This window comes from Mycolicibacterium phocaicum, from assembly GCF_010731115.1.
Lineage (GTDB): Bacteria > Actinomycetota > Actinomycetes > Mycobacteriales > Mycobacteriaceae > Mycobacterium > Mycobacterium phocaicum.
Genome location: NZ_AP022616.1, coordinates 1,413,002 through 1,435,354, shown reverse-complemented (window position 1 = coordinate 1,435,354; position 22,353 = coordinate 1,413,002). Strand labels below are relative to the sequence as shown.

Sequence of the window (22,353 nt, the reverse complement as noted above, 5' to 3'; positions counted from 1 at the left end):
GTGTTCAACGTAAGTCAAGGGTGTATTTTGAACACAGTTGTTCAGAAGGCTGGCGATATGTGCAATCACTGTTGCTATCGTTTTGGATTGGACAGGTGATGCGGGCGGTTCGGAAGGAGCGGCGCGATGACCACGACTGACGACCGGATCGTGACGGCGGCAGTGCGGCTCTTCGTCGAGAAGGGCACCACGCAGGTCACCATCAGCGAGCTGGCGCAAGAGGCCAACGTCGCCCGCGGCACCCTGTACCGGAACGTCGGTTCGATGGACGATTTGTTCGACCGGGTCGTCGGTGAGGTCACCGCGGACCTTCATCGGCGCGTGTCGGCTTCGTTCGCCACAATTGACGATTCCGCGACAAGGCTGGCCACCGGCATCCGGATGTGGGTCCGGTACGCGCACGAGAATCCGCAACTGGGCAGGTTCGCCGTCAAGTTCGGCCTCGGCGAGGAGACGTTGCGGTCGTGGATGACCGGACCGCCGAGCAGTGATGTCGACGCAGGTGTCGCGGCCGGCCGCTACCAGCTGGGCGAGGTCGGCGTCGACAGTGTCGCCTCGCTGGTCCTCGGCGCCACCGTCAGCGCCATGTGGATGGTGCTGGAAGGCCATCAGACGTGGCGTGAGGCCGGCTCGTCCACTGCCGAACTCGTGTTGCGCGCCTTGGGCATTGATGCCGAAGAGGCGCACCGTATCGCCACCGATCCGCTGCCCGTCCTGCCGGCAACCGCCTGAATGCCGTGCCCGCTCTAGTGACCCGCCGGGTACGCCGCAGCTTCGGGCGGTTCGCCGCCGTCATCGTCTTATTCGGCGGGCTGTCGATCGGCGGGTGTCTGTGGCTGCGCCCGTCGCCGGTGGCGACGCCGGCGGTGCCCGCGGGCGGTTATGGGTTCGGTGTCGGTGCGCCGCAGTCCTGGATGAGCGACGCCGACGCCGACCGCGAACTCGATGCCGTCGCCCGGACCCGGGCGGAGTGGATGCGGGTGCTGATCGACTGGCACATCGTGGAACCCGTTAAGGGTCAATATAATTGGCACTACGTCGACCATTGGGTGAACGGCTCCCGGAAGCGGGGTCTGAAGGTACTCGGACTGATCGCGTACAGCCCTGCCTGGGCTCGGGCGCCGGGCTCGTATTTCAGTGCGCCACCGATCAATCCGGCCGACTACGCCGCGTTCGTCACGGCCGTCGTGCAACGCTACGGCGACCGGGTCGCCGACTGGGAGATCTGGAACGAGCCGAACCTGCCGCTGTTCTTCGGCTTCACCGACAACCGCGCCGCGGTCTACACCGGGCTGCTCAAGGCGGCGTACCCGGCGATCAAGGCCATTCAGCCCGACGCCACCGTCATCACCGCCGGGCTGAGTCGCGCGGCCGGACCCGACGCGCCGACGACATTCGTCGCCGACATGTACGCCAACGGGGCGCGGAACTTCTTCGACGCCACCGCGATGCATCCCTACGTTTTTCCGGGCGGTATTGCCGAAGACGGTGACAACGGATGGTCGGATCTGGCTCGTGTGCACGACTTGATGGCTGCCAACGGAGACGGTGACAAGAAAATCTGGATGACCGAATTCGGTGCCCCGACGTCCTCGCCGGAGAGCCGGGGCGTCAGCCAGGACGAACAGGCGCGACAAATCCTGCAGGTGCTAGCACGGTTGGCCGAGATCACCTGGAGTGGACCGGCCTTCATCTTCGCGGTGCGCGACACCGACACGGCCAAGCGCGACGACCTCGAGTCGAACGTCGGCGCGTTGCTGACGTCGGGCTGGAAGCCCAAGTACACGGCGGCGGTGCTGGCTCGGTAGCCCACCACCGCGGCTGTGCCGCTCGTATAGTCGAGGCGTGGCAGGCCGTCCGATTCATACGTTCGAAGTACTCCGCACCCAGCGCCTGACCCCGCACATGATTCGTGTTGTGTTCGGCGGCAACGGGTTCGACACCTTCACTCCCAAGGAATTCACAGATTCCTACGTCAAGTTCGCCATCGTGCCCGCGGGCGTCGAGGTGGCCGGCTTGGCGCAGCCCCTGACGCTGGACAGCTTCGAGGAGCTGCCGGCCGACCAGCGCCCGACGGTGCGGACCTACACCGTGCGCAGCGTCGACACCGAGCAGCGCGAACTCACCGTCGACTTCGTGGTGCACGGCGACACCGGTGTGGCGGGACCGTGGGCGGCGTCGCTGGCACCGGGCGACCCCGCTTACCTCATGGGGCCAAATGGGGCCTACAGCCCGAACCCGGCCGCCGACTGGCACCTGCTGGCCGGCGACGAAGCCGGGCTGCCGGCGCTGAGCACCGCGCTGGAAGCGTTGCCGCCCAACGCGATCGGCCAGGCCTTCATCGAGGTCGACGGACCCGATGACGAGCTCGACCTGACCGCGCCCGCAGGCGTGACGATCCACTGGATCCACCGCGGCGGCCGCGCCGACCTGGTGCCGGACGACCAGGCCGGCGACAACGCGCCGCTCATCGCGGCGGTCCGCGCGGCCGACTGGCTGCCCGGCCAGGTCCAGGTGTTCGTCCACGGCGAGGCGCAGGCCGTCATGCACAACCTGCGGCCGTACCTGCGTAAGGAGCGCGGCGTCGGCGCCGAATGGGCGTCCATCTCCGGCTACTGGCGCCGTGGCCGCACCGAAGAAACCTTCCGGCAGTGGAAGGCGGAGCTGGCCAAGGCCGAAGCCGAGGCATAGGCCGAAAAGCCGACGCGTAGGCCGGCGCTAGTGTGCGATCCTCAGCCGAAGTTGCAACGGAAGGGCGGGCCTGATGGCGTTCGGTGACTACCAACTCGAGATCTATCTGCAGGGACTCGGCGGCGTCGTGCCGACGCTGCCGATCTCGTTCGTAGAACTCGAGGAGCGCGCCCAGGCCGCGATGCCGCCGTCGATCTGGTCGTACGTCGCCGGCGGCGCCGGTGACGAGCGGACGCAGCGCGTCAACGTCAGCGCGTTCGACCGCTGGGGCCTCATGCCGCGCATGCTGGTCGGGGCCACCGAGCGCGACCTGACCGTCGACCTGTTCGGGCTGAAGCTGCCGTCGCCGCTGTTCCTGGCGCCCATCGGCGTCATGGGCATCTGCTCGCGAGACGGCCACGGTGACCTGCATGCCGCGCGGGCCGCGGCCCAAACCGGTGTCCCCATGATGGTCTCGACGCTCACCAGTGATCCGCTGGAGGATGTCGCCGCTGAATTCGGTGACACCCCAGGCTTTTTCCAGCTCTACACCCCGAAAGACCGGGACCTCGCGGCCAGCCTGGTCAGCCGTGCCGAGGCGGCGGGGTACCAGGGCATCGTCGTCACCCTCGACACCTGGGTGCCCGGCTGGCGTCCCCGCGACCTCTCGACGGCCAACTTCCCGCAGCTGCGCGGCCACTGCCTGTCCAACTACACCAGTGACCCGGTGTTCCGGGCCAAACTGCCCGCGCCGCCCGAGCAGAACCCGCAGGGCGTGGTGATGCAGTGGGTGCAGGACTTCGGCAACCCGCTGACCTGGGATGACCTGCCGTGGCTGCGGTCGCTGACGAAGCTGCCGCTGCTGGTCAAAGGCATCTGCCATCCCGACGACGCGCGGCGCGTCCGCGATGCCGGGCTCGACGGCATCTACTGCTCCAACCACGGCGGCCGGCAGGCCAACGGCGGAATTCCGGCCATCGACTGCCTCCCTGGGGTCGTCGCGGCGGCCGACGGTCTGCCGGTGCTGTTCGACTCCGGCGTCCGGACCGGTGCCGACGTCGTCAAGGCACTGGCGCTGGGGGCGACCGCCGTCGGCATCGGGCGGCCGTACGCCTACGGAATGGCGCTCGCCGGCACCGCCGGCGTCGTTCATGTGGTGCGGTCCCTGCTGGCCGAAACGGACCTGACCATGGCCATCGACGGCTACCGTTCGCTGTCCGACCTGACGCCGGATGCCTTGCGTCGCGTCGAGGTGCATTGAGGCGCGTACTTGATAAGTGGATGCAAGGATTGATATTACATCCACTTAATGCATAAATGGATGTAAAATGTCGGTGTGCATCCACTTGGCGCCGTCACTTATGAGGATGTGCGCTGGGAGCCGCAGGTTCGTTACGCAGGTATGCCACCAAAGTACGGCACCTATCACCCGGCTATACCCGCAAGCATCGCCGAACTCGACCTGGCACTGCCCGACGCCGTGGTGGCCGAGGCTGAAGCGGCGAGCCGCGAGATTGCCCGGTTCGACGCCGAACTGGGCGGTGAGATCGCGCCGTTCGCTGCAGTCCTGCTGCGGTCAGAGTCCGCTGCCAGCTCACAGATCGAGAACCTCTCGGCGTCGGCACGATCTATCGCTGAGGAAGAGCTCGTCGGTGGCACTGGCAAGCGCAACGCCGCCGACATCGTCGCGAACACCGCCGCGATGCAGGCGGCATTGGCGCTGTCGGGGACCATCGACGCCGCTGCCATCCTGGCGATGCACGCTGCGCTCATGGCTAATCAGCCGCGGCACACCCCGGGGCAGTGGCGTACTGAGCCGGTGTGGATCGGTCGCGGGTCGACACCGATCGGAGCGACGTTCGTAGGCCCCCGCCACGAACTCATTCCCGCTGCGATCGACGACCTCATCGCGTTCACGAAGCGAACCGACACTGCAGTACTGCCGCTCATCGCGGTGGCCCACGCGCAGTTCGAGACACTGCATCCGTTCACTGACGGCAACGGCCGCACGGGGCGGGCACTGGTGCAAGCGCTGCTGCGCAACAAGGCACTGACCCGTCAGATCACTGTGCCGGTGTCGGCGGGCTTGCTGGCCGATACGGACGGATATATCGGGGCACTGATGGCGTACCGAGAGGGTGACGCCGCGCCCATCGTGGAGCTATTTGCCGAGGCGAGCGTGCGCGCGACGGTCAACGGTCGGCGGCTGGTCACAGACCTGCGCACCATCCGCGCCAGCTGGAACGACAGGATCACCGCGCGCGCGGATTCCGGAGCGTGGAAGGTGGCCGACCTACTGACCAGCCGCCCAGTGATCAATGCCGCGTTGCTCGTGGACGCGGGCATCGTGGCCCAAACCGCACATGCCCAGCGAGTGCTGACCCCATTGGTTGAGGCAGGCGTAATCATCGAGACCACCGCCGGCCGCCGCAATCGCGTATGGCGATCCGCGGAAGTTCTTGCCGCACTCGATGCGTTTGCCGAACGTGCGGGCAGGCGCGTCGACGCTTGAGGTCACAGCTCGGCCACCGACGGGTGGCGTGACGGGCGATCGGGCGGGCGTTCTGCCAACGTAGGGGAGTGCACCAGGCGGTTCTCGACGAGTTCGATCAGTTCCTCGAACTCGAATGCGGGCGTTCCGAGCACACCCGGCGTGCCTATCTGGGTGACCTGCGGTCGTTGGGGGAATTCCTCGGCGACGGCGCCACCATCGCCGACCTTGACCTCATGACGCTGCGGTCGTGGCTCGCCGAGCAGGCCGGCAGGGGCGCGGCGCGGACCACGCTGTCCCGCCGGACGTCGGCGGTCAAGACCTTCACCGCGTGGGCGGTGCGGCGCGGGCTGCTCGAGACCGATCCGGCCGTGCGGCTGCAGACCCCCAAGGCCCACCGTGCGCTGCCCGCCGTGCTCCGTCAGGATCAGGCGGTCGATGCCATGTCGGCGGCGAATTCCGGTGCGGAGCAAGGTGATCCGCTCGCGCTGCGGGATCGGCTGATCGTCGAGATGCTGTATGCCACCGGCATCCGCGTCAGCGAGCTCTGCGGCCTGGACATCGACGACGTCGACCAGAGTCGCCGGCTGCTGCGCGTCCTCGGTAAAGGCGACAAGGAGCGCACCGTGCCCTTCGGTGAGCCGGCCTCGCACGCGTTGCGGGCGTGGCTGTCCGACGGCCGCCCCGCACTGGCGGTCGCGACATCCGGCCCGGCGCTGCTGCTCGGGGCGCGGGGGCGGCGCCTCGACCCCCGTCAGGCGCGGACCGTCGTGCACCAGACGATCTCGGCGGTGGACGGTGCGCCCGACATCGGGCCACACGGCCTGCGGCACAGCGCGGCCACCCATCTGCTGGAAGGCGGCGCCGACCTGCGGGTGGTGCAGGAGCTGCTCGGCCATTCGTCGCTCGCGACCACGCAGCTCTACACGCACGTGACCGTCGCCCGGTTGCGTGCCGTCCACGACCAGGCCCACCCCCGGGCGTAACTCGCCGTCGCGAGCATTTCGGGGCCACTCGCGGCTGGTGAACGTGCGCATCCTGCACGCCAATTGCGGCGTGTCGGCGTACAAACACGGCCGCTCGCGGTTAGGGGATTCTCGCGGTTAGGGGGCATCGGGCTTGAGGCGGATCGTGGTGGTGGCGAGCAGGCCCAGGGGATCGACGTAGTCGGCATTGGACGACGCACCCCACATGGCGCCCCAGTGCAGGCAGCTCCCGCCGCAGCCCGGATGGCCGGCGACCAGCGTGCCCAGCGGCGAACCCGCGGCGACGACGGCGCCGGGCCGGACCGCCGCACGCACCGGCTCGTAGCTGGTCCGCAGCCCACCCGGATGAGCCACCGACACCACCGGCCGGCCCGCGAGCTCGCCGGCGAACACCACGGTGCCCGGGGCCGCGGCGTACACGGTCTGCCCGGCAGCGCCGGCGAGGTCGACGCCACGATGTCCGCGCTGCCAGTTCGGCCGGGGCGCGTCGAACACCCGCGCGACCGCCGGTCGCGGCCGCAGCGGCCAGTCCAGCCGGTCGCCGTCGGCGCGCGCCACGCCGGCCGGCCAGAGGGTGGCGAGCACCACAAGCACGACGATTCGCATCAGCCCAGTTCAGCGCCCCGGCCGAGGCTTCGGCACCCCCAGAGACCCGATCTGTGGATAACCGGCGCACTGTGGACAAAGCACCCCTGGGAAGCGTGTAAACTTCCACCTGCAATCCGCATTCGTGGGTTGACTTCGCGCGCCTGCACAGCGGCTCGATCTCGGGTCGCCACCGCATGCCGGGCGGTCCCATCTCGGACAACCGAGTTGGGTCCGGCACGCAGCAGACGCCAGGGTCCGGGATCACCCGATGCCGGACGACAACCGATATATAAGTGAGGCACACCCATGGCCGTAGTGACCATGAAGCAGCTGCTGGACAGCGGCGCACACTTCGGGCACCAGACCCGTCGCTGGAACCCCAAGATGAAGCGGTTCATCTTCACCGACCGCAACGGCATCTACATCATCGACTTGCAGCAGACGCTGACCTACATCGACAAGGCGTACGAATTCGTCAAGGAGACCGTTGCCCACGGCGGCACCGTGCTCTTCGTCGGTACCAAGAAGCAGGCGCAGGAGTCCATCGCCGACGAGGCCACCCGTGTCGGCATGCCCTACGTCAACCAGCGCTGGCTGGGCGGCATGCTCACCAACTTCTCGACCGTTCACAAGCGCCTGCAGCGCCTGAAGGAACTCGAGTCGATGGAGCAGACCGGTGGCTTCGAGGGTCGCACCAAGAAGGAAATCCTCATGCTGACGCGTGAGAAGAACAAGCTCGAGCGCAGCCTCGGCGGTATCCGGGACATGCAGAAGGTTCCGTCGGCCATCTGGGTCGTCGACACCAACAAGGAGCACCTGGCCGTTTCCGAGGCCATCAAGCTCGGCATCCCGGTCATCGCGATCCTGGACACCAACTGCGATCCCGACCAGGTCAACTACCCGATCCCGGGTAACGACGACGCCATCCGCAGCGCCGCGCTGCTGACCAAGGTGATCGCCTCCGCGGTTGCCGAGGGTCTGCAGGCCCGTTCGGGTGCCAAGACCGAGGCCGAAGGCGCCGAGCCGCTCGCCGAGTGGGAGCAGGAACTGCTCGCCGGCGCGACCGCCGGCACCGACACCGCGGCCGCTGAGACCGCCGAAACCACCACCACAGAAAGCTGAGATGGCTAACTACACCGCTGCTGACGTAAAGCGACTGCGGGAGCTCACCGGCTCCGGCATGCTCGACTGCAAGAACGCACTGGTTGAGACCGAGGGTGACTTCGACAAGGCCGTCGAGGTCCTGCGCATCAAGGGTGCCAAGGACGTCGGCAAGCGCGCTGAGCGCGCCACCGCCGAGGGCCTGGTCGCCGCCAAGGACGGCGCCCTCATCGAGCTGAACTCCGAGACCGACTTCGTCGCCAAGAACGCCGAATTCCAGGCTCTCGCGGATCAGATCCTCACCGCAGCTGTCGCGGCCAAGGCCAACGACGTGGAGACCCTCAAGGCCGCCACCGTCGACGGCACCACCGTCGAGCAGCTGGTCGCGGACCTGTCCGCGAAGATCGGCGAGAAGCTCGAACTGCGTCGGGTCGCCTACTTCGACGGCACCGTCGAGACCTACCTGCACAAGCGTGCCGCGGACCTGCCGCCGGCCGTGGGTGTGCTGGTCGAGTACAACGGTGCTTCTGAAGAGGCCGCGCACGCGGTCGCGCTGCAGATCGCCGCGCTGAAGGCCAAGTACCTCACCCGTGAGGACGTGCCCGCCGACCTGGTCGCCAACGAGCGTCGTATCGCCGAGGAGACCGCCAAGGAAGAGGGCAAGCCCGAGGCCGCACTGCCGAAGATCGTCGAAGGCCGCGTCACCGGCTTCTACAAGGACGTCGTGCTGCTCGACCAGCCGTCGGTGTCCGACAACAAGAAGACCGTGAAGGCCCTGCTGGACGAGGCCGGCGTCACCGTGACCCGCTTCGTGCGGTTCGAGGTCGGCCAGCAGTAAAACTTGGGCAGCTCACCCGCTGCCCACTGACAAAACCCCGCGCACAATTCCGGCGATCCCGGAGTGCGCGGGGTTTTGCTTTTCCGGCTAGGGCCGGGGGAGCTTGCGGTGCAACGGATTCGCGGTCACCGGCGTGCGACGGCGACTCGCGGGCAGGCTGCTGACGACGTCCGGGCGGTCCGCCGTCACGCGGGTGGCGTCCTGCAGCCGCATGCCCGATGAGTTGCCGGCGCCCAGCGCGGGCGCGCCGATTCTGCGCTTGGCCTGGCCGCTGCAGCTCGGGCAGGGGGTATCGGCGGGCGCGGTCGCCATCGAATGCTGTTCGGTGAAGTCCGGGCAACCCCGGCCACACCGGAATACGTAGGTAGGCACAACGACACCATAAGCCCTCTCGGGCAACGTCATCCGGATGTAACTTGCCCGATCCGCAGACGAGACACCTTCATTATTGAATACTTCCATTCGGAAGTATGTGTTGGTGTCGCTACGGAGGTAAATGTGCCGGAATTGCTGTTCCCCCTGGATTCGACGAAGAAGTTCACCGACCAGAAGCTGGTCGGCCACAACCGCTGGCACCCGGATATCCCGCCCGCCGTTACCGTCAAGCCGGGGGACAGCTTCCGGGCGCACTGCCGGGAGTGGTTCGACGGCGCGATCCACAACGACGACTCGGCCGAGGACATCCTCAATGCCCCGCTCAAGGGCGTGCACTGCCTGTCCGGGCCGTTCGCGATCGAGGGTGCCGAGCCAGGTGACCTGCTGATCGTCGACATCCTCGACGTGGGGCCCATCCCGCAGGAAGACTCGGGGCCACTGGCCGGACAGGGCTGGGGATACACCGGCATCTTCGCCAAGCAGAACGGCGGCGGGTTCCTCACCGATCAGTTCCCCGACGCCTACAAGGCGATCTGGGACTTCTCCGGGCAGAAGGCCAGCTCACGCCACGTGCCCGGGGTGAAGTACACCGGCATCGTGCATCCCGGCCTCATGGGTACCGCGCCGTCGGCCGCGCTGCTGGCCAAGTGGAACGCCCGCGAAGGCGCCCTGATCGCGACCGATCCCGACCGCGTGCCACCGCTGGCATTGCCGCCCGAACCGCAGGACGCGATCCTCGGCTCATTGAGCGGCGACGCCTTCACCAAGGCGGCCGCCGAAGCCGCCCGCACCGCGCCGCCCCGGGAGAACGGCGGAAACCAGGACATCAAGAACGTCACCAAGGGCAGCCGGGTGTTCTATCCGGTGTTCGTCCCCGGTGCGAACCTGTCGTTCGGCGACCTGCACTTCTCGCAGGGCGACGGCGAGATCACGTTCTGCGGGGCGATCGAGATGGGCGGGTTCATGGACCTGCACGTGGATCTGATCAAGGGCGGCATGGAGACCTACGGCGTGCACGAGAACGCGATCTTCATGCCGGGCAACACCGATCCGCAGTACTCGGAATGGCTGGCCTTCTCGGGCACCTCGGTGACCCTCGACGGCGAGCAGAAGTACCTCGACTCGGATCTGGCCTACCAGCGGGCCTGTCTGCACGCCATCGACTACCTGACCAAGTTCGGCTACAGCCCGGAGCAGGCCTACCTGCTGCTCGGGTCCGCGCCGATCGAGGGGCGGCTCTCCGGGGTGGTGGACATCCCGAATTCCTGTGCGACGGTGTACATCCCGACGGCGATCTTCGACTTCCCGGTGGCGCCGTCGGCGTCCGGGCCGTACCAGATCGATCCCGGAATGGGCGCGCCACACGCCAGCTTCTGACCGCGCAGCCGACAGCCAGTTCCCCGATTTCCTTGGGGGACTGGCTGTTTGGCGGTGTCAGATCAGTCGCGAAGGTCCGCCGGGGAACCCGGCCGCTGTAGCGTGACCAGCAGTTCGGCCAGCGCCTCGGGCTGCAGTGACGTCGACGTGCACAGTGCGGCCAGCTGCTCGGACTTGTTGAGCCGCTCGCGGTTCTGGCGGTACAGCGCAGCGCCCCTTCGGGTCTGGTAGACCAATACCCGTCGGCGATCGACCACATCGGCCTTGCGCAGCACCAGGTTGTCGTCGACCATCCCGTCGACGAGCCGGGTCAGGCTCGGTCCGGGCAGCAGCGTCACCTCGGCCAGTGCCGTCATCGGCTTGCCGGCACCGCCTTCGAGCGCGGCCAGCACATGCCACTGACGCACCGTCAAACCGGCCAGGTGATCTGTCACCACGCGGTCGAGTTCGAACGCAACCGACTTCACCAATCGAGCGAGTTCCTCGACGGTGTCGGCACGGGCGCCGGGCTTCATTTCCATGGTGGCGCCCAGCCTACCGTGGTGGGGCCCCTCATCTCGCCGTGAAACAGCGCTGATCGGGAGGTATCTTCAAATTGAATTCTGGTCACCCGGGTGGCGGACGTCGTGGTCGTCGCGATCGGAGTTGCATGGCTGGGCCCGTGTCCCAAGGTGAGGTGATGGTGAATCCGAAACCCGCGACGATTCCCGCGCGCCCCGACCGGGATGTGGTCGACATCGCGCTCGTGGTGCCGTTGAGCGGGCCCGCCGGGATGTTCGGACCTTCGTGCGAGGCGAGCGCCGAACTCGCCGCCGAGGACATCAACGCCGCCGGCGGCATACTGGACCGGCCCGTCCGGATTCATCCGGTGGACGCCGGGGCGCCGCTGCGTGAGCTGGCGGACGAACTGGGCCGCCTGGTCGCCCAGCAGCAGATCGACGCGGTGGTGGGCTGGCACCTGTCGAATGCGCGGCGCGTCATCGCGCCGCAGACGGCCGGTCGGGTGCCCTACGTGTACACCACGTTCTACGAGGGCGGCGAGAGCACCGACGGGGTGTACATGGTGGGGGAAACCCCAGAGCAGCAACTGTTTCCGGCGTTGACGTGGTTGCGTGAGCACCTCGGGCTGAAACGCTGGTGCATCGTCGGCAACGACTACATCTGGCCGCGGCAGACCGCCCGCGTGACCAAGGAGTACATGTGGCGATCGGGCCTCGAATTCGTCGGTGAGGCATTCGTTCCGCTGGGCGGGCGAGATTTCCGGCCCATGCTCGACGTCATCGCCAGCTCGGAGGCCGACGGGGTGCTGGTGTTGATGGTGGGCGCCGACAACGCGGCGTTCAATCGCGCGTTCGCCCGTGCCGGTCTGGACCAGAGCGTCGTGAGACTGTCGTTGATGATCGGTGAGGATGTGTTGTGCGCCAGCGGAAGTGGGGCGACCACCGGCCTGTACACCGCGTGTGGTTACTTCGAGAGTCTGCCCACCGAGGTGAACATGGGCTTCGGCTCGCACTATCTGCAACGGTTCGGCAGTGCCGCCCCGGCGCTCAACAACATCGGTGAATCCTGTTACGAGGGACTGCTTCTGCTCACCGCGCTGGCTCAGACGGCCCGCAGCCTGGAGGTGGCCGCGATCGATCGGGCACGCGCCAATGTCGCGTACCAGGGCCCGCGCGGCGAGGTCGTCATGCGTGGTGCCCATACTCGTCAACCGGTGTACCTCGCCAGCGCCGACCAGCTCGAATTCGATGTGATCGCCGAGCTGACGCCCTGACCGATGGTCATGGCCCCGCCCGGTGCTCAGGGCGAGGCCATGACAATTCATCAGCTCGACTGCGGTGCAACCGCAGTCTTCAGTTCCTCCGTGCTGGTGGAATCGGTGTAGCCGTCCTTCTTGCACATGTCATGGCAGTCCTTGGTCAGCGTGCAGGTCAGCGAGGACACGGTGCCGTGGTGAAAAGGACAGTCGTGCACCATGTCCGGCAATTCGTAGCGCTTCTGGTCGACGACGTCCAGCAGCGTCTGACCCGCCCACAGCGGCTCCTTCTCGATCTCCTCACGAAGTGGATTGCGCCGCGCCAGGTAGTACTTGCCCTTGGTCGCGATGCACATCACCGGGGACAGTACGAACGACAGTGTCAGCGCCAGGTACGGCGACCACGCCGCGAGGAAATCACCGAAAGCGTGGTAGAAGGCCAGGATCGAGAACACCGAACCCACCAGCATCGAGACGAACCCGACCGGATTGATGCTGTAGAGGTAGGCCCGCTTGAACTCGACGTAAGACGGGCTGAGCTTCAGCAGCGGCTTGTTGATCACCAGGTCGGCGACGATCGCACCGATCCAGGCGATCGCGACGTTGGAGTAGAACCCCAGGATGGTGTTGAGCACGGCGAACATGTCGCTGAGCATCAGTGCCAGCGCGATGGCGATGTGCAGGCCGAGGTACACCACCCGGCCCGGGTGCACATGCAGAATCCGACTGAAGAAGTTCGACCAGGACAACGAGCCCGAATACGCGTTGGTGACATTGATCTTGACCTGGGACAGCAACACCATCAGCGTGGCCAGCCCGAGGGCGAGGGCGTCGTTGTGGATGACCGAGCCGAAGCCGCCGAGGAACTGCTCGATGGGTTCGGTGGCGGCCGCGAAACCGACCTTGCCCGCGACGTAGAAGGCCAGGAAGGCGCCGCAAATCTGCTTGGCCGCGCCGAGAATCACCCAGCCGGGACCGGCGGCGAGTACCGCGGCCCACCACCGCAGTGGCGGTGTTTCCGACTTCTCGGGCATGAAGCGCAGGTAGTCGACCTGTTCACCGATCTGGGCGATGAGCGACAAGGCCACGCCGGCGCCCGCCCCGACCCCGATGGCCGTCACCTGTTCGCTGCCGCCGTTGCCGGCCCAGCTCAGGAACCCGTGGAAGCCAGCCGGATCCGCGGTCGCGATGAAGGCGATGGGGGCGACGAACAGGATCAGCCACAACGGCTGGGTCCAGACCTGGAACTTGGCCAGGGCCGTCATGCCGTAGAGCACGAGCGGAATGATGATCAGTGAGCCGATGATGTAGCCGAGCGCCAGCGGAATGCCGAACGCCAATTTCATCGCCTGCGCCATGATCGCGCCCTCGAGCGCGAAGAAGATGAAGCAGAAGCTGGCGTAGATGAGGCTCGTCAGGGTCGAGCCGAAGTATCCGAAACCGGCTCCGCGCGTGAGCAGATCCATGTCGATGTTGTACTTCGCGGCGTAGTACGCGATCGGGATGCCGGTGAGAAATATCGTGACCGCGGCGACCAGGATCGCGACGACCGCGCTGGCCGCGCCGTGGGTGACGGCGATCGAGGCGCCGATCGAGTAGTCGGCGAGGTAAGCGATGCCGCCCAACGCGGCCACGGCGCATGCCATCGGCGACCATTTGCGAAAAGACTTGGGCGCGTAGCGAAGTGAGAAGTCCTCGATGGTGTCCTGGTTGGCCCAGGTGACAAAGCGGGACCACGGGCCGACGCGGGCCGCGGCCATTGGTTGGCCGTGCACTTCGTCTAAGGATTGCTCGGTAGTCATGAAGGCGTTTCCTGTCGAATCCGTCGTAATCGCCAGTGATGCAATGCATCAGGCAGGCAGGTCGGATGCGGGCGCCGATGACCGGACCGGTCCGCGACCTGCAGCGGCCGGGTCGAACGGAAATTAGCACCAGTTACTTCCATATGGCAGTAGTCCAAATGGAACGTTACGGCCGGGAAACTACGTGTTTACACTGCGCGTTCGCGCGCGCGGCAAGCCGGTGTCCGGGCTCACAACCGGAAATCTGCGGGTAAGGCGCGGGCGTGCGTCAGCTCGCTGGGATCGGCTGGGGCGGCGTCACGCCGCTGCCGGCACTGGCCGGACGGCTGCCGCCACGGAAACTTCCGCACCACGGAAGCGGCGGCAACGGCCGCTTTGTCGGGCAGCCAGCCTTATGCTGTCTCACAGGTTGCGTCAATTGGGGGTGTGCATGACTGTCGGGCCCGAGAACGGGGCTGAAAGGCAGCCGTGGAAAAAGTCGGCTCAAGGTGGCGGGCCGGAGCCTGCGCCCGGGTCCGAGTCGAGCCCGCCGCCGGTACCTCCGGCGACTCCCGCGCCGAATCCCACCCCGGAGATTCCGCAATTTCAGCCGCCCCCGCCGCCGCAGGACCCGCAGGGGTCGGTCCGCTGGCAGGACCCGGCCACGGCCAAGCCGCGGCAGCCGAGTGTCGCCGAGGCGCGGGCCCGAGACAAGGCGCAGAAGGCGCGTGAGGCCGAAGAAGAGATCGAGCGGGTGAAGGCCGAGAAGGCGCGCAAGCGTGCGGCCACCGGCAAGAAGGTTCTCATCGGTTCGGCGGTCGGCGTCGGTGTGGTGGCGGTGGTCGCCGCCGGCTACGCGATCTTCCACCGTGACGACCGGATCGGTGCGTCCTGCGTCAAGGACGGCACCAACGAAGTGGTGCCCGACAGCTACTGCAGCAGCGGGCACAGTTCGGGCGGCAGCACGTTCTTCTACGCCGGATCGTCGTATCGCTACTACTACGGCGGCTCCAACAGCGGCGTCGGCAGCATCGCGCACGGCGGCACCCTGACCCTGCCGAAAGGCACTACGGCCACAACGAAATCCGGGACCTCCATCTCCAAGTCGGGGTCGTCGGTGTCGCGCGGCGGCTTCGGCTCGTCGAGCAGTGGAAGCTCCGGCAGCTGATGCGGCGCGAACGCAGCACCCCGCGGCCGGGGTGGCAGAAGATCATCGCCGACCAGGGCATGTGTTTCGACACTCCCGCCACGAGCGCCGACGGCAGCATGCGGCCCTACTGGGACGAGTCGGTGCACTACGTGTTCGAGATGGACGAGGTGCTCTCGATCGAGGCCTCGGTCGAGGTGCTGCATTCGATGTGCCTGGAAGCCGTCGAGAACATCGTCCTGACCGAGCGCTACCGCGACTTCGGGCTCCCCGAGTGGAGCTGGCCGCACATCGAAAAGTCTTGGCGCCGTAGCGACCCGCACCTGTACGGCCGCTTCGACCTGCGCTACGACGGGCGCCGGCCCCCGGTTCTGCTGGAGTACAACGCCGACACCCCGACGTCGCTGCTCGAAGCCGCGATTCTGCAGTGGTACTGGAAGACCGATGTCTTTCCCGCCGACGACCAGTGGAACTCGCTGCACGAGAAGCTGGTGGAACGCTGGAAGGAAATCCAGGATCGGTTGCCCGGCAACGAAACCCACTTCACCTGGTCGTCCGCCGATACCAGCGGCGAGGACAACGTGACGCTGGCCTACCTCCAGGAGTGCGCCGCCGAGGCCGGGCTGCACACCGTCGGCCTGGCCATCGAGCAATTGGGCTGGGACCGGGACCTGCAGCGGTTCGTCGACCTGGAAGAGGCGCCGATCTCGACGCTGTTCAAGCTCTACCCCTGGGAATGGGTGCTTGACGACGAATTCGGCAAGTACGCGGCCGAATCCCTGCCGGAGACCATGTGGATCGAGCCGCTGTGGAAATCGCTGCTGAGCAACAAGGCCATCCTGGCGGTGCTGTGGGAGATGTACCCGGGGCACCCGAACCTGCTTCCGGCGTACATCGATGATCCGCACGAGCTGACCGAATACGTCCGCAAGCCCAAGCTCGGCCGCGAGGGGGCGAACGTCACGATCGTCGGCGCGGGTTACGAGACCCAGACCGGCGGCGTGTACGGCGAAGAGGGCTACGTGTACCAGTTGCTCGATCCGCTACCGCAATTCGACGACATGCGTCCCGCGCTGGGCGCCTGGATCGTCGGCGACGAATCGGCCGGACTCGGTATTCGCGAGACCTCGGGTCTGGTCACCGACAACGGCGCAGCCTTTGTGCCCCACCGCATCCCGCAGTGACCGGAAGGAAACGAACTTCATGACCCTCACCGCTCTTGGCAACGACTACTGGTCCATCGTCGGGCACGGCGCGTCGGCCATCGCGCTGTACGCGATCGTCGGCGGCGCGCTGATGATCCTCGGCTTCTTCGTGATCGACTGGACCACCCCGGGACCGCTGCGCGACCTGGTCCGGTCGGGGCGGCCGAATGCCGCGGCGGTGGCGGCCTCCGGTGTGGTGTCGATGGCCTTCATCGTGGTGCTGGCCATCTACAGCTCGTCGGGTGACCTGGCGGCCGGTCTGATCAAGACCCTGGTCTTCGGCCTGGTCGGCATTGCCGCACAGGCACTTTCGGTGCGCCTCATCGGTGCTGTCAAGGGCCTGGACATCGGCGAGATGCTCCACGAGGAGAAGTTCTCCCCGGTGGTGCTCGACGTCGCGGCCTCGTATCTGGCATTCGGCCTGATCGTCGCTGCCGCGATTCTCTGATCGCCGCTATTCGGGCGGCAGCAGGCTCGTCAGCGTCTCGCGGAACTGCCGGCGCTGGGCCGGGCTCAGGTCGGCCAACAGGGCGTCGTCGGCGGCGCGGATTCCGGCGACCGTCTTGCTCAGCAGGGTACGGCCGGACCGGGTCAGTTCGGTGGGCCGGGACCGTCCGGCAGCGACGGTCGACGGCCGGGTGATCAGCTCGCGGTCCTGCAGCGCGCGCACCACGATGTTCATCGCCTGTGGCGAGACCCCGACGAACCGCGCCATCTCGGCGTTGGACATGCCGGGCCGGTTGTCGACCATCCGCAGGCAGACGAACTGTGGGAAGGTCAGGCCGATCGGGTCGAGAACATTGGCGGTGATCTCGGCGCGCAGAGCAGTGGCGACCCGGTTGAGCAGATAGCCCAGGGGAGCTTCTTCACCTTCGAACATGTCAATTATATTGACATATATCAACCCCGTTGATAGACCGGAGGTATGACCAGACCCACAGATGCCCTGTTCGAAAGCGCGTACCGCGGCGAGGCCCCCGAGATGGGTGCCCGGCCCCCGTGGAGCATCGGCAGGCCGCAGCCCGAGATCGCCGCGCTGATCGACGCCGGCAAGGTCCACGGCGACGTCCTCGATGCCGGTTGCGGCGAGGCCGCCACCGCGATCTACCTGGCCGAGCGTGGCTTCACCACTGTGGGTCTGGACGAGTCGGCAACCGCCATCGAACTGGCCCGGGCCGAGGCCGCCCGCCGCGGCGCGCACAGCGCCAGCTTCGCGGTCGCCGACATCAGCGACTTCACCGGATACGACGGCCGCTTCGGCACCATCATCGACAGCACGCTGTTCCACTCCATGCCCGTCGAGCTCCGGGACGGCTACCAGCGCTCCATCGTGCGGGCCGCCGCGCCCGGCGCGACGTACATCGTCCTGGTCTTCGATCGCGGCGGCATGCCTGCCGGCCCGGCCAACCCGGTGACCGAGGACGAGCTGCGCGACGTCGTCGGCAAGTACTGGGTGATCGATGACATCTCGCCGGCCCGTATCCACGGCAAGATGCCCGCGGGCTTCGGGACGATGGGAGCGCCCGGTACGGGATTCGCCGACGTCGACGTCCGGGACGAGCCGAACGGACTCAAGTCGGTTCGCGCGTGGTTGTTGCAGGCGCACCTGGGGTAGTCCGCCAGGTGGCCGCCCGCCCATCGGGTTCCACCCTCCTTGCCTCCGGCTCGATCGCCATGAGGCAGGATGGAGCCGCTGCCGATCGCCGTGGCAGCTGTGACGTGTGGGGACCGAAGGAGTCTGATGGCCAGCCCAGACAACGAGGAAGACAACGGTGGCCACGGTTTGATCCGGCCGGCCTACCAGCGGGTGCTGCTCAAGCTCGGTGGTGAGATGTTCGGCGGCGGCGCGGTAGGTCTGGACCCCGATGTCGTCGCGCTGGTCGCCCGGCAGATCGCCGAGGTGGTGCGCGCCGGCGCCCAGGTCGCCGTCGTCATCGGTGGCGGCAACTTCTTCCGTGGTGCGCAGCTGCAGCAGCGCGGCATGGAGCGGACCCGCAGCGACTACATGGGCATGCTCGGCACCGTGATGAACAGCCTTGCGCTGCAAGACTTCCTGCAGAAGGAAGGCATCGACACCCGCGTGCAGACCGCCATCACCATGGGGCAGGTCGCCGAGCCGTACATCCCGCTGCGGGCGCGCCGGCACCTCGAGAAGGGTCGCGTCGTCATCTTCGGCGCCGGCATGGGCCTGCCGTACTTCTCCACCGACACCACCGCCGCGCAGCGTGCGCTGGAGATCGGTGCCGAGGTCGTCCTGATGGCCAAGGCCGTCGACGGCGTGTTCACCGCGGACCCGCGTGAGGTGCCCGACGCCCAGATGATCACCAACATCACCCACCGCGAGGTGTTGGAACGCGACCTGAAGGTCGCCGATGCCACCGCGTTCAGCCTGTGCATGGACAATGGCATGCCGATGCTGGTCTTCAATCTGCTGACCGAAGGCAATATCGCGCGCGCCGTCGCGGGTGAGAAGATCGGAACGCTGGTCTCCAGCTAGGGCTGGGGCGGGGCGAGCGGGACTGACGGGAGAAAAGAAGTGATCGAGGAAACCCTCTTCGATGCCGAAGAGAAGATGGACAAGGCCGTCTCGGTGGCCCGTGACGACCTGGGGTCGATCCGCACCGGCCGGGCCAACCCGGGCATGTTCAACCGGATCAACATCGAGTACTACGGCTCGATGACGCCCATCACCCAGCTGGCGAGCATCAACGTCCCCGAGGCGCGCTTGGTCGTCATCAAGCCGTACGAGGCGGGCCAGCTCAAGGCGATCGAGGACTCCATCCGGAACTCGGACCTCGGCGTCAACCCGAGCAACGACGGCAGCGTCATCCGCATCTCCATCCCGCAGCTGACCGAGGAACGCCGCAAGGAACTGGTCAAACAGGCCAAGGGCAAGGGCGAGGACGCCAAGGTGTCGGTGCGCAACATCCGGCGCAAGGCGATGGACGAGCTGTCCCGGATCAAGAAGGACGGCGAGGCCGGCGAGGACGAGGTCGCGCGCGCCGAGAAGGACCTCGACAAGACCACCGCCACCTACACGGCTCAGATCGACGATCTGGTCAAGCACAAGGAAGGCGAGCTGCTGGAGGTCTAGCACCTCCCAGCCGTGACTTTCGTGACCACCGACACCGCTCCGCCCGGGGAGCCCAAGAAGACATCGCGCGCCGGCCGCAATCTGCCCGCGGCCATCTCCGTCGGCGTGGTGCTCGGCGGCACCGTCATCGCGACGTTGTTGTGGGCCCCGCAGCTGTGGGTGGCGCTGGTGGCACTCGCGGTCGCCCTCGCCACGCACGAGGTGGTGCGTCGGCTGCGGGAGGGCGGCTACGCCGTCCCGGTGATCCCGTTGTTGATCGGTGGCCAGGCCATGATCTGGCTGACCTGGCCCTACCGGGAGGCCGGTGCCCTCGGTGCGTTCGGTGCCACGGTCGCGCTGTGCATGATCTGGCGGTTGTTGTCCGGCGGGCTCAAGGCCGCGCCGGTCAACTACACGCGCGACGTCTCGGTCACGATCTTCCTGGCCGCCTGGGTGCCGCTGTTCGGCGCCTTCACGGCGCTCCTGATCTATCCGCACCAGGGCGGCTACCACGAAGGCGCCATGCAGGTGTTCTGCATGATGCTGGGCGTCGTGGCCTCCGATATCGGCGGCTACACCGCGGGCGTGCTGTTCGGCAAGCACCCGATGGTGCCGGCGATCAGCCCCAAGAAGTCCTGGGAGGGCTTCAGCGGGTCGCTGGTGTTCAGCATCGCCGTCTCGGTGCTGTCGGTGCACTACCTCGCGGGCCGGCCGCTGTGGGTCGGCGTGCCGCTCGGCATCATGCTCGTCATCACCGGCACGCTCGGCGATCTGGTGGAATCCCAGGTCAAGCGCGACCTCGGGATCAAGGACATGGGCACTCTGCTGCCCGGTCACGGCGGTCTGATGGACCGGATCGACTCGATTCTGCCGTCTGCAGTGGCGGCGTGGCTGGTGCTGGAGCTGCTGGCCTGACGGTCCGCGCCACGGCACGCGAGTTGAGCCAGCAGGCCAGTGCGCCGAGCACCAGGCCGACGACCACACCGAGGTCCGGACGCTGGCCCAGCAACAGCCAGGACAGCACGCCGGCGATCGCCGGGATGACCGCGAACAGCATGGCGACCGCGGCGGCGCCGTAGCGGTCGATCGCCCGCACGTACAGCGTCATGCACAACGTCGCGTTGAGCAGCACCACGGCTCCCACCGCCAGGACCGCGGTGTGCAGGTTGGTCACCGTCCACGGCATGAAAGCGGCCATGATCGCCACCGGCACCAACGACGCCGCGTTCTGCAGCGCCGCGGTGGCGCGGAAATCCACGCCGCGGCAGAACCGCTGCTGGTAGACGCCGCCCGAGGCCAGAGCCAGCAGCGAGACGACCAGCAACACGATCACGGCGTCGACGCCACCCACCATCAGCAGCCGCTGGGCGCACGCGGCCAGCACCGCCAGCGCGCCCAGGATCAGGGCGGCGACGCGCATGGCGGTGAGGCGTTCGCCCAGGAAGAGGGCGGCCAGCAGCGCGGTGGCGACCGGGTTCATCGAGATGACGACGGCACCCAGCACCGCGGGGGCGCCGTGCATCAGCGCCAGGTACAGGCAGATGAACTGCACGGCCTGGGTCAGCAGGCCACTGATCACGACATGAACCAGCCGCGTGCCAGTGGGCCATTTCACACGCGCGGCCAGTGCCCAGGTGGTCAGGATCGCGGCCGCCAGGCCGAACCGGAACACCAGCGTCGCCATGGGTGCCAGGGCCGAAACAGCAAGGGCGCCAATGGGATAGCCCAGTGCATAGACGAAGGCCAGGAGCGACGCGGGACGGGGTGGCATGGGGTCATGGTGCGTGTTCGGCGGGCTGGGGTCCAATGATTTTCGGCTGTGATTTCTTCGGTGGCGTCCGGTCGATGCGATACTGGAACCCGTTATGGCCGTTTCCCTTCCTCTGGTGTTCGATGCACCGCGCCGCGGCATGCCGCCGCGGCACCTGGCCGACCTCGACGCCGACGGTCGGGTCGAGGCCGTCGCCGAGCTGGGACTGCCGAAATTCCGGGCCAAGCAGCTGGCCAACCAGTACTACGGCCGGCTGATCGCCGATCCGCACGAGATGACCGATCTGCCCGCCTCGGTGCGCGATCAGGTGGCCTCGGCGCTGTTCCCCGACCTCATCACCCCCGCGAAGCAAATCCAGTGCGACGCCGGGGAGACCCGTAAGACGCTGTGGCGCGCCGTCGACGGCACGACGTTCGAGTCGGTGCTGATGCGCTACCCGCAGCGCAACACCGTCTGCATCTCGTCACAGGCCGGCTGCGGTATGGCCTGCCCGTTCTGCGCCACCGGTCAGGGCGGCCTCAAGCGGAACCTCTCGACCGCCGAAATCCTCGAGCAGGTCCGGGCGGCGTCGGCCGCCATGCGCAACGAGCATGACGGCCGGCTGTCCAACATCGTCTTCATGGGCATGGGGGAGCCGCTGGCCAACTACAACCGGGTGGTGGCGGCCGTCCGAAGAATTACTGCAGCACCTCCTGACGGTTTCGGAATCAGTGCCCGTTCGGTGACGGTCTCGACCGTCGGCCTGGCACCGGCGATCCGCAAACTCGCCGACGAGAAGCTGGGTGTGACGCTGGCGCTGTCCCTGCACACGCCCGACGACGAGCTGCGCGACACCCTGGTGCCGGTCAACAACCGGTGGAAGGTCTCCGAAGTCCTCGACGCCGCACGGTATTACGCCGACGTGACCGGCCGCCGGGTGTCGGTGGAGTACGCGCTGATCCGCGACGTCAACGACCAGCCTTGGCGAGCAGACCTTCTGGGCAAGAAGCTGCACCGCGCGCTGGGGCCGCTGGTGCACGTGAACTTGATTCCCCTGAACCCGACGCCGGGCAGCGAGTGGGATGCGAGCCCGAAGCCCGTCGAGCGCGAGTTCGTGCGCCGGGTGCAGGCTGCCGGCGTCTCCTGCACGGTGCGCGACACCCGCGGCCGCGAAATCGCCGCTGCCTGCGGGCAATTGGCGGCTGAAGGCTAGTC

The 22,353-nt window shown here is 67.2% G+C and carries 24 protein-coding genes; 18 read left to right on the top strand and 6 right to left on the bottom strand.

Features of this window, described 5'->3' with window-relative positions; genetic code table 11:
• The first annotated feature begins 126 nt into the window (after positions 1-126).
• The 6 genes from G6N46_RS06990 to G6N46_RS06965 all read left to right on the top strand — a co-directional run bounded on the left by G6N46_RS06990 (position 127) and on the right by G6N46_RS06965 (position 6,147).
• Complete coding sequence (locus G6N46_RS06990) at positions 127-732, top strand: TetR/AcrR family transcriptional regulator (RefSeq protein WP_138248853.1); 606 nt, start codon at positions 127-129, stop codon at positions 730-732.
• 5 nt (positions 733-737) lie between these two features.
• Complete coding sequence (locus G6N46_RS06985) at positions 738-1,808, top strand: cellulase family glycosylhydrolase (protein WP_138248854.1); 1,071 nt, start codon at positions 738-740, stop codon at positions 1,806-1,808.
• 37 nt (positions 1,809-1,845) lie between these two features.
• Complete coding sequence (locus G6N46_RS06980; protein WP_138248855.1) at positions 1,846-2,691, top strand: siderophore-interacting protein; 846 nt, start codon at positions 1,846-1,848, stop codon at positions 2,689-2,691.
• Positions 2,692-2,764: 73 nt separating this feature from the next.
• On the top strand, positions 2,765-3,931 hold the full coding sequence (locus G6N46_RS06975; protein WP_138248856.1) for a lactate 2-monooxygenase: 1,167 nt from the start codon (positions 2,765-2,767) through the stop codon (positions 3,929-3,931).
• A 75-nt stretch (positions 3,932-4,006) separates the two neighbouring features.
• Positions 4,007-5,182, top strand: coding sequence for a Fic family protein (locus G6N46_RS06970; RefSeq protein WP_234880614.1), 1,176 nt, complete (start codon positions 4,007-4,009; stop codon positions 5,180-5,182).
• A gap of 68 nt (positions 5,183-5,250) precedes the next feature.
• Entirely contained in the window at positions 5,251-6,147 is an 897-nt protein-coding gene (locus tag G6N46_RS06965) for a tyrosine recombinase XerC (protein ID WP_138248857.1), read from the top strand.
• Positions 6,148-6,264: 117 nt separating this feature from the next.
• On the opposite strand, the gene G6N46_RS06960 is transcribed toward G6N46_RS06965, so the two are convergent.
• Positions 6,265-6,753, bottom strand: coding sequence for a murein hydrolase activator EnvC family protein (locus tag G6N46_RS06960; RefSeq protein ID WP_138248858.1), 489 nt, complete (start codon positions 6,751-6,753; stop codon positions 6,265-6,267).
• Between the two features lie 288 nt (positions 6,754-7,041).
• On the opposite strand from G6N46_RS06960, the gene rpsB reads away from it, so the two are divergent.
• Entirely contained in the window at positions 7,042-7,857 is an 816-nt protein-coding gene (rpsB, locus tag G6N46_RS06955; protein WP_064858018.1) for a 30S ribosomal protein S2, read from the top strand.
• 1 nt (position 7,858) lies between these two features.
• Positions 7,859-8,674: a translation elongation factor Ts gene (gene tsf, locus G6N46_RS06950; RefSeq protein ID WP_020102030.1), complete on the top strand. Its 816-nt coding sequence runs from the start codon at positions 7,859-7,861 to the stop codon at positions 8,672-8,674.
• Positions 8,675-8,761: 87 nt separating this feature from the next.
• Here tsf and G6N46_RS06945 read toward each other — a convergent pair whose 3' ends face one another.
• Positions 8,762-9,046: an FmdB family zinc ribbon protein gene (locus G6N46_RS06945; RefSeq protein ID WP_167526395.1), complete on the bottom strand. Its 285-nt coding sequence runs from the start codon at positions 9,044-9,046 to the stop codon at positions 8,762-8,764.
• 126 nt (positions 9,047-9,172) lie between these two features.
• Here G6N46_RS06945 and fmdA point away from each other — a divergent pair, with 126 nt between their 5' ends.
• Positions 9,173-10,426 carry a formamidase gene (fmdA, locus tag G6N46_RS06940; RefSeq protein ID WP_138248859.1) on the top strand — a complete coding sequence of 418 codons (1,254 nt, stop codon included), beginning with the start codon at positions 9,173-9,175 and terminating at the stop codon, positions 10,424-10,426.
• A gap of 62 nt (positions 10,427-10,488) precedes the next feature.
• Here the strand turns inward: fmdA and G6N46_RS06935 are convergent, their stop codons facing one another.
• Positions 10,489-10,947, bottom strand: coding sequence for a MarR family winged helix-turn-helix transcriptional regulator (locus G6N46_RS06935; protein WP_234785330.1), 459 nt, complete (start codon positions 10,945-10,947; stop codon positions 10,489-10,491).
• Positions 10,948-11,105: 158 nt separating this feature from the next.
• Between G6N46_RS06935 and G6N46_RS06930 the strand changes: the two genes are divergently transcribed.
• Positions 11,106-12,200 carry a substrate-binding domain-containing protein gene (locus tag G6N46_RS06930; RefSeq protein WP_234880615.1) on the top strand — a complete coding sequence of 365 codons (1,095 nt, stop codon included), beginning with the start codon at positions 11,106-11,108 and terminating at the stop codon, positions 12,198-12,200.
• A gap of 50 nt (positions 12,201-12,250) precedes the next feature.
• Here G6N46_RS06930 and G6N46_RS06925 read toward each other — a convergent pair whose 3' ends face one another.
• Positions 12,251-13,984: a purine-cytosine permease family protein gene (locus G6N46_RS06925; protein ID WP_138248860.1), complete on the bottom strand. Its 1,734-nt coding sequence runs from the start codon at positions 13,982-13,984 to the stop codon at positions 12,251-12,253.
• 574 nt (positions 13,985-14,558) lie between these two features.
• On the opposite strand from G6N46_RS06925, the gene G6N46_RS06920 reads away from it, so the two are divergent.
• From G6N46_RS06920 to G6N46_RS06910, 3 genes are read left to right on the top strand one after another with little or no spacing between them, the layout of a single operon-like run.
• Positions 14,559-15,131, top strand: a complete 573-nt coding sequence (locus G6N46_RS06920) for a hypothetical protein (protein WP_061001139.1) — start codon at positions 14,559-14,561, stop codon at positions 15,129-15,131.
• Complete coding sequence (locus G6N46_RS06915; protein ID WP_061001117.1) at positions 15,131-16,294, top strand: glutathionylspermidine synthase family protein; 1,164 nt, start codon at positions 15,131-15,133, stop codon at positions 16,292-16,294. The genes G6N46_RS06920 and G6N46_RS06915 overlap by 1 nt, the downstream gene beginning before the upstream one ends.
• Positions 16,295-16,313: 19 nt before the next feature.
• Complete coding sequence (locus G6N46_RS06910) at positions 16,314-16,763, top strand: DUF350 domain-containing protein (protein WP_138248861.1); 450 nt, start codon at positions 16,314-16,316, stop codon at positions 16,761-16,763.
• 6 nt (positions 16,764-16,769) lie between these two features.
• On the opposite strand, the gene G6N46_RS06905 is transcribed toward G6N46_RS06910, so the two are convergent.
• Complete coding sequence (locus G6N46_RS06905; protein ID WP_133425993.1) at positions 16,770-17,195, bottom strand: MarR family winged helix-turn-helix transcriptional regulator; 426 nt, start codon at positions 17,193-17,195, stop codon at positions 16,770-16,772.
• Positions 17,196-17,240: 45 nt separating this feature from the next.
• Here G6N46_RS06905 and G6N46_RS06900 point away from each other — a divergent pair, with 45 nt between their 5' ends.
• The 4 genes from G6N46_RS06900 (at position 17,241) to G6N46_RS06885 (ending at position 20,303) form a co-directional block, all read left to right on the top strand.
• Entirely contained in the window at positions 17,241-17,930 is a 690-nt protein-coding gene (locus G6N46_RS06900) for a class I SAM-dependent methyltransferase (RefSeq protein WP_138248862.1), read from the top strand.
• 126 nt (positions 17,931-18,056) lie between these two features.
• On the top strand, positions 18,057-18,812 hold the full coding sequence (gene pyrH / locus G6N46_RS06895; protein WP_138248863.1) for a UMP kinase: 756 nt from the start codon (positions 18,057-18,059) through the stop codon (positions 18,810-18,812).
• Positions 18,813-18,851: 39 nt separating this feature from the next.
• The gene (gene frr, locus G6N46_RS06890; protein WP_061001113.1) at positions 18,852-19,409 is read left to right on the top strand and encodes a ribosome recycling factor; all 558 of its coding nucleotides are present in this window, start codon (positions 18,852-18,854) and stop codon (positions 19,407-19,409) included.
• A 21-nt stretch (positions 19,410-19,430) separates the two neighbouring features.
• A complete protein-coding gene (locus tag G6N46_RS06885; protein WP_174814027.1) occupies positions 19,431-20,303 on the top strand; it encodes a phosphatidate cytidylyltransferase in 873 nt (290 codons plus the stop codon).
• Here G6N46_RS06885 and G6N46_RS06880 read toward each other — a convergent pair.
• Positions 20,194-21,159 (bottom strand): DMT family transporter, encoded by a 966-nt coding sequence (locus G6N46_RS06880; RefSeq protein ID WP_138248865.1) that lies wholly within the window; start codon positions 21,157-21,159, stop codon positions 20,194-20,196. The genes G6N46_RS06885 and G6N46_RS06880 overlap by 110 nt on opposite strands.
• A gap of 94 nt (positions 21,160-21,253) precedes the next feature.
• Here G6N46_RS06880 and rlmN point away from each other — a divergent pair, with 94 nt between their 5' ends.
• Positions 21,254-22,351, top strand: coding sequence for a dual-specificity RNA methyltransferase RlmN (rlmN, locus tag G6N46_RS06875; protein ID WP_061001110.1), 1,098 nt, complete (start codon positions 21,254-21,256; stop codon positions 22,349-22,351).
• Positions 22,352-22,353: the final 2 nt, after the last annotated feature.

Coding starts and splice junctions, on each gene's coding strand:
- G6N46_RS06990 (WP_138248853.1), top strand. CDS start 127: ATGACCACGACTGACGACCGGATCGTGACGGCGGCAGTGCGGCTCTTC.
- G6N46_RS06975 (WP_138248856.1), top strand. CDS start 2,765: ATGGCGTTCGGTGACTACCAACTCGAGATCTATCTGCAGGGACTCGGC.
- G6N46_RS06960 (WP_138248858.1), bottom strand. CDS start 6,753: ATGCGAATCGTCGTGCTTGTGGTGCTCGCCACCCTCTGGCCGGCCGGC.
- rpsB (WP_064858018.1), top strand. CDS start 7,042: ATGGCCGTAGTGACCATGAAGCAGCTGCTGGACAGCGGCGCACACTTC.
- tsf (WP_020102030.1), top strand. CDS start 7,859: ATGGCTAACTACACCGCTGCTGACGTAAAGCGACTGCGGGAGCTCACC.
- G6N46_RS06935 (WP_234785330.1), bottom strand. CDS start 10,947: ATGGAAATGAAGCCCGGCGCCCGTGCCGACACCGTCGAGGAACTCGCT.
- G6N46_RS06930 (WP_234880615.1), top strand. CDS start 11,106: ATGGTGAATCCGAAACCCGCGACGATTCCCGCGCGCCCCGACCGGGAT.
- G6N46_RS06925 (WP_138248860.1), bottom strand. CDS start 13,984: ATGACTACCGAGCAATCCTTAGACGAAGTGCACGGCCAACCAATGGCC.
- G6N46_RS06915 (WP_061001117.1), top strand. CDS start 15,131: ATGCGGCGCGAACGCAGCACCCCGCGGCCGGGGTGGCAGAAGATCATC.
- G6N46_RS06910 (WP_138248861.1), top strand. CDS start 16,314: ATGACCCTCACCGCTCTTGGCAACGACTACTGGTCCATCGTCGGGCAC.
- G6N46_RS06905 (WP_133425993.1), bottom strand. CDS start 17,195: ATGTTCGAAGGTGAAGAAGCTCCCCTGGGCTATCTGCTCAACCGGGTC.
- G6N46_RS06900 (WP_138248862.1), top strand. CDS start 17,241: ATGACCAGACCCACAGATGCCCTGTTCGAAAGCGCGTACCGCGGCGAG.
- pyrH (WP_138248863.1), top strand. CDS start 18,057: ATGGCCAGCCCAGACAACGAGGAAGACAACGGTGGCCACGGTTTGATC.
- G6N46_RS06880 (WP_138248865.1), bottom strand. CDS start 21,159: ATGCCACCCCGTCCCGCGTCGCTCCTGGCCTTCGTCTATGCACTGGGC.
- rlmN (WP_061001110.1), top strand. CDS start 21,254: ATGGCCGTTTCCCTTCCTCTGGTGTTCGATGCACCGCGCCGCGGCATG.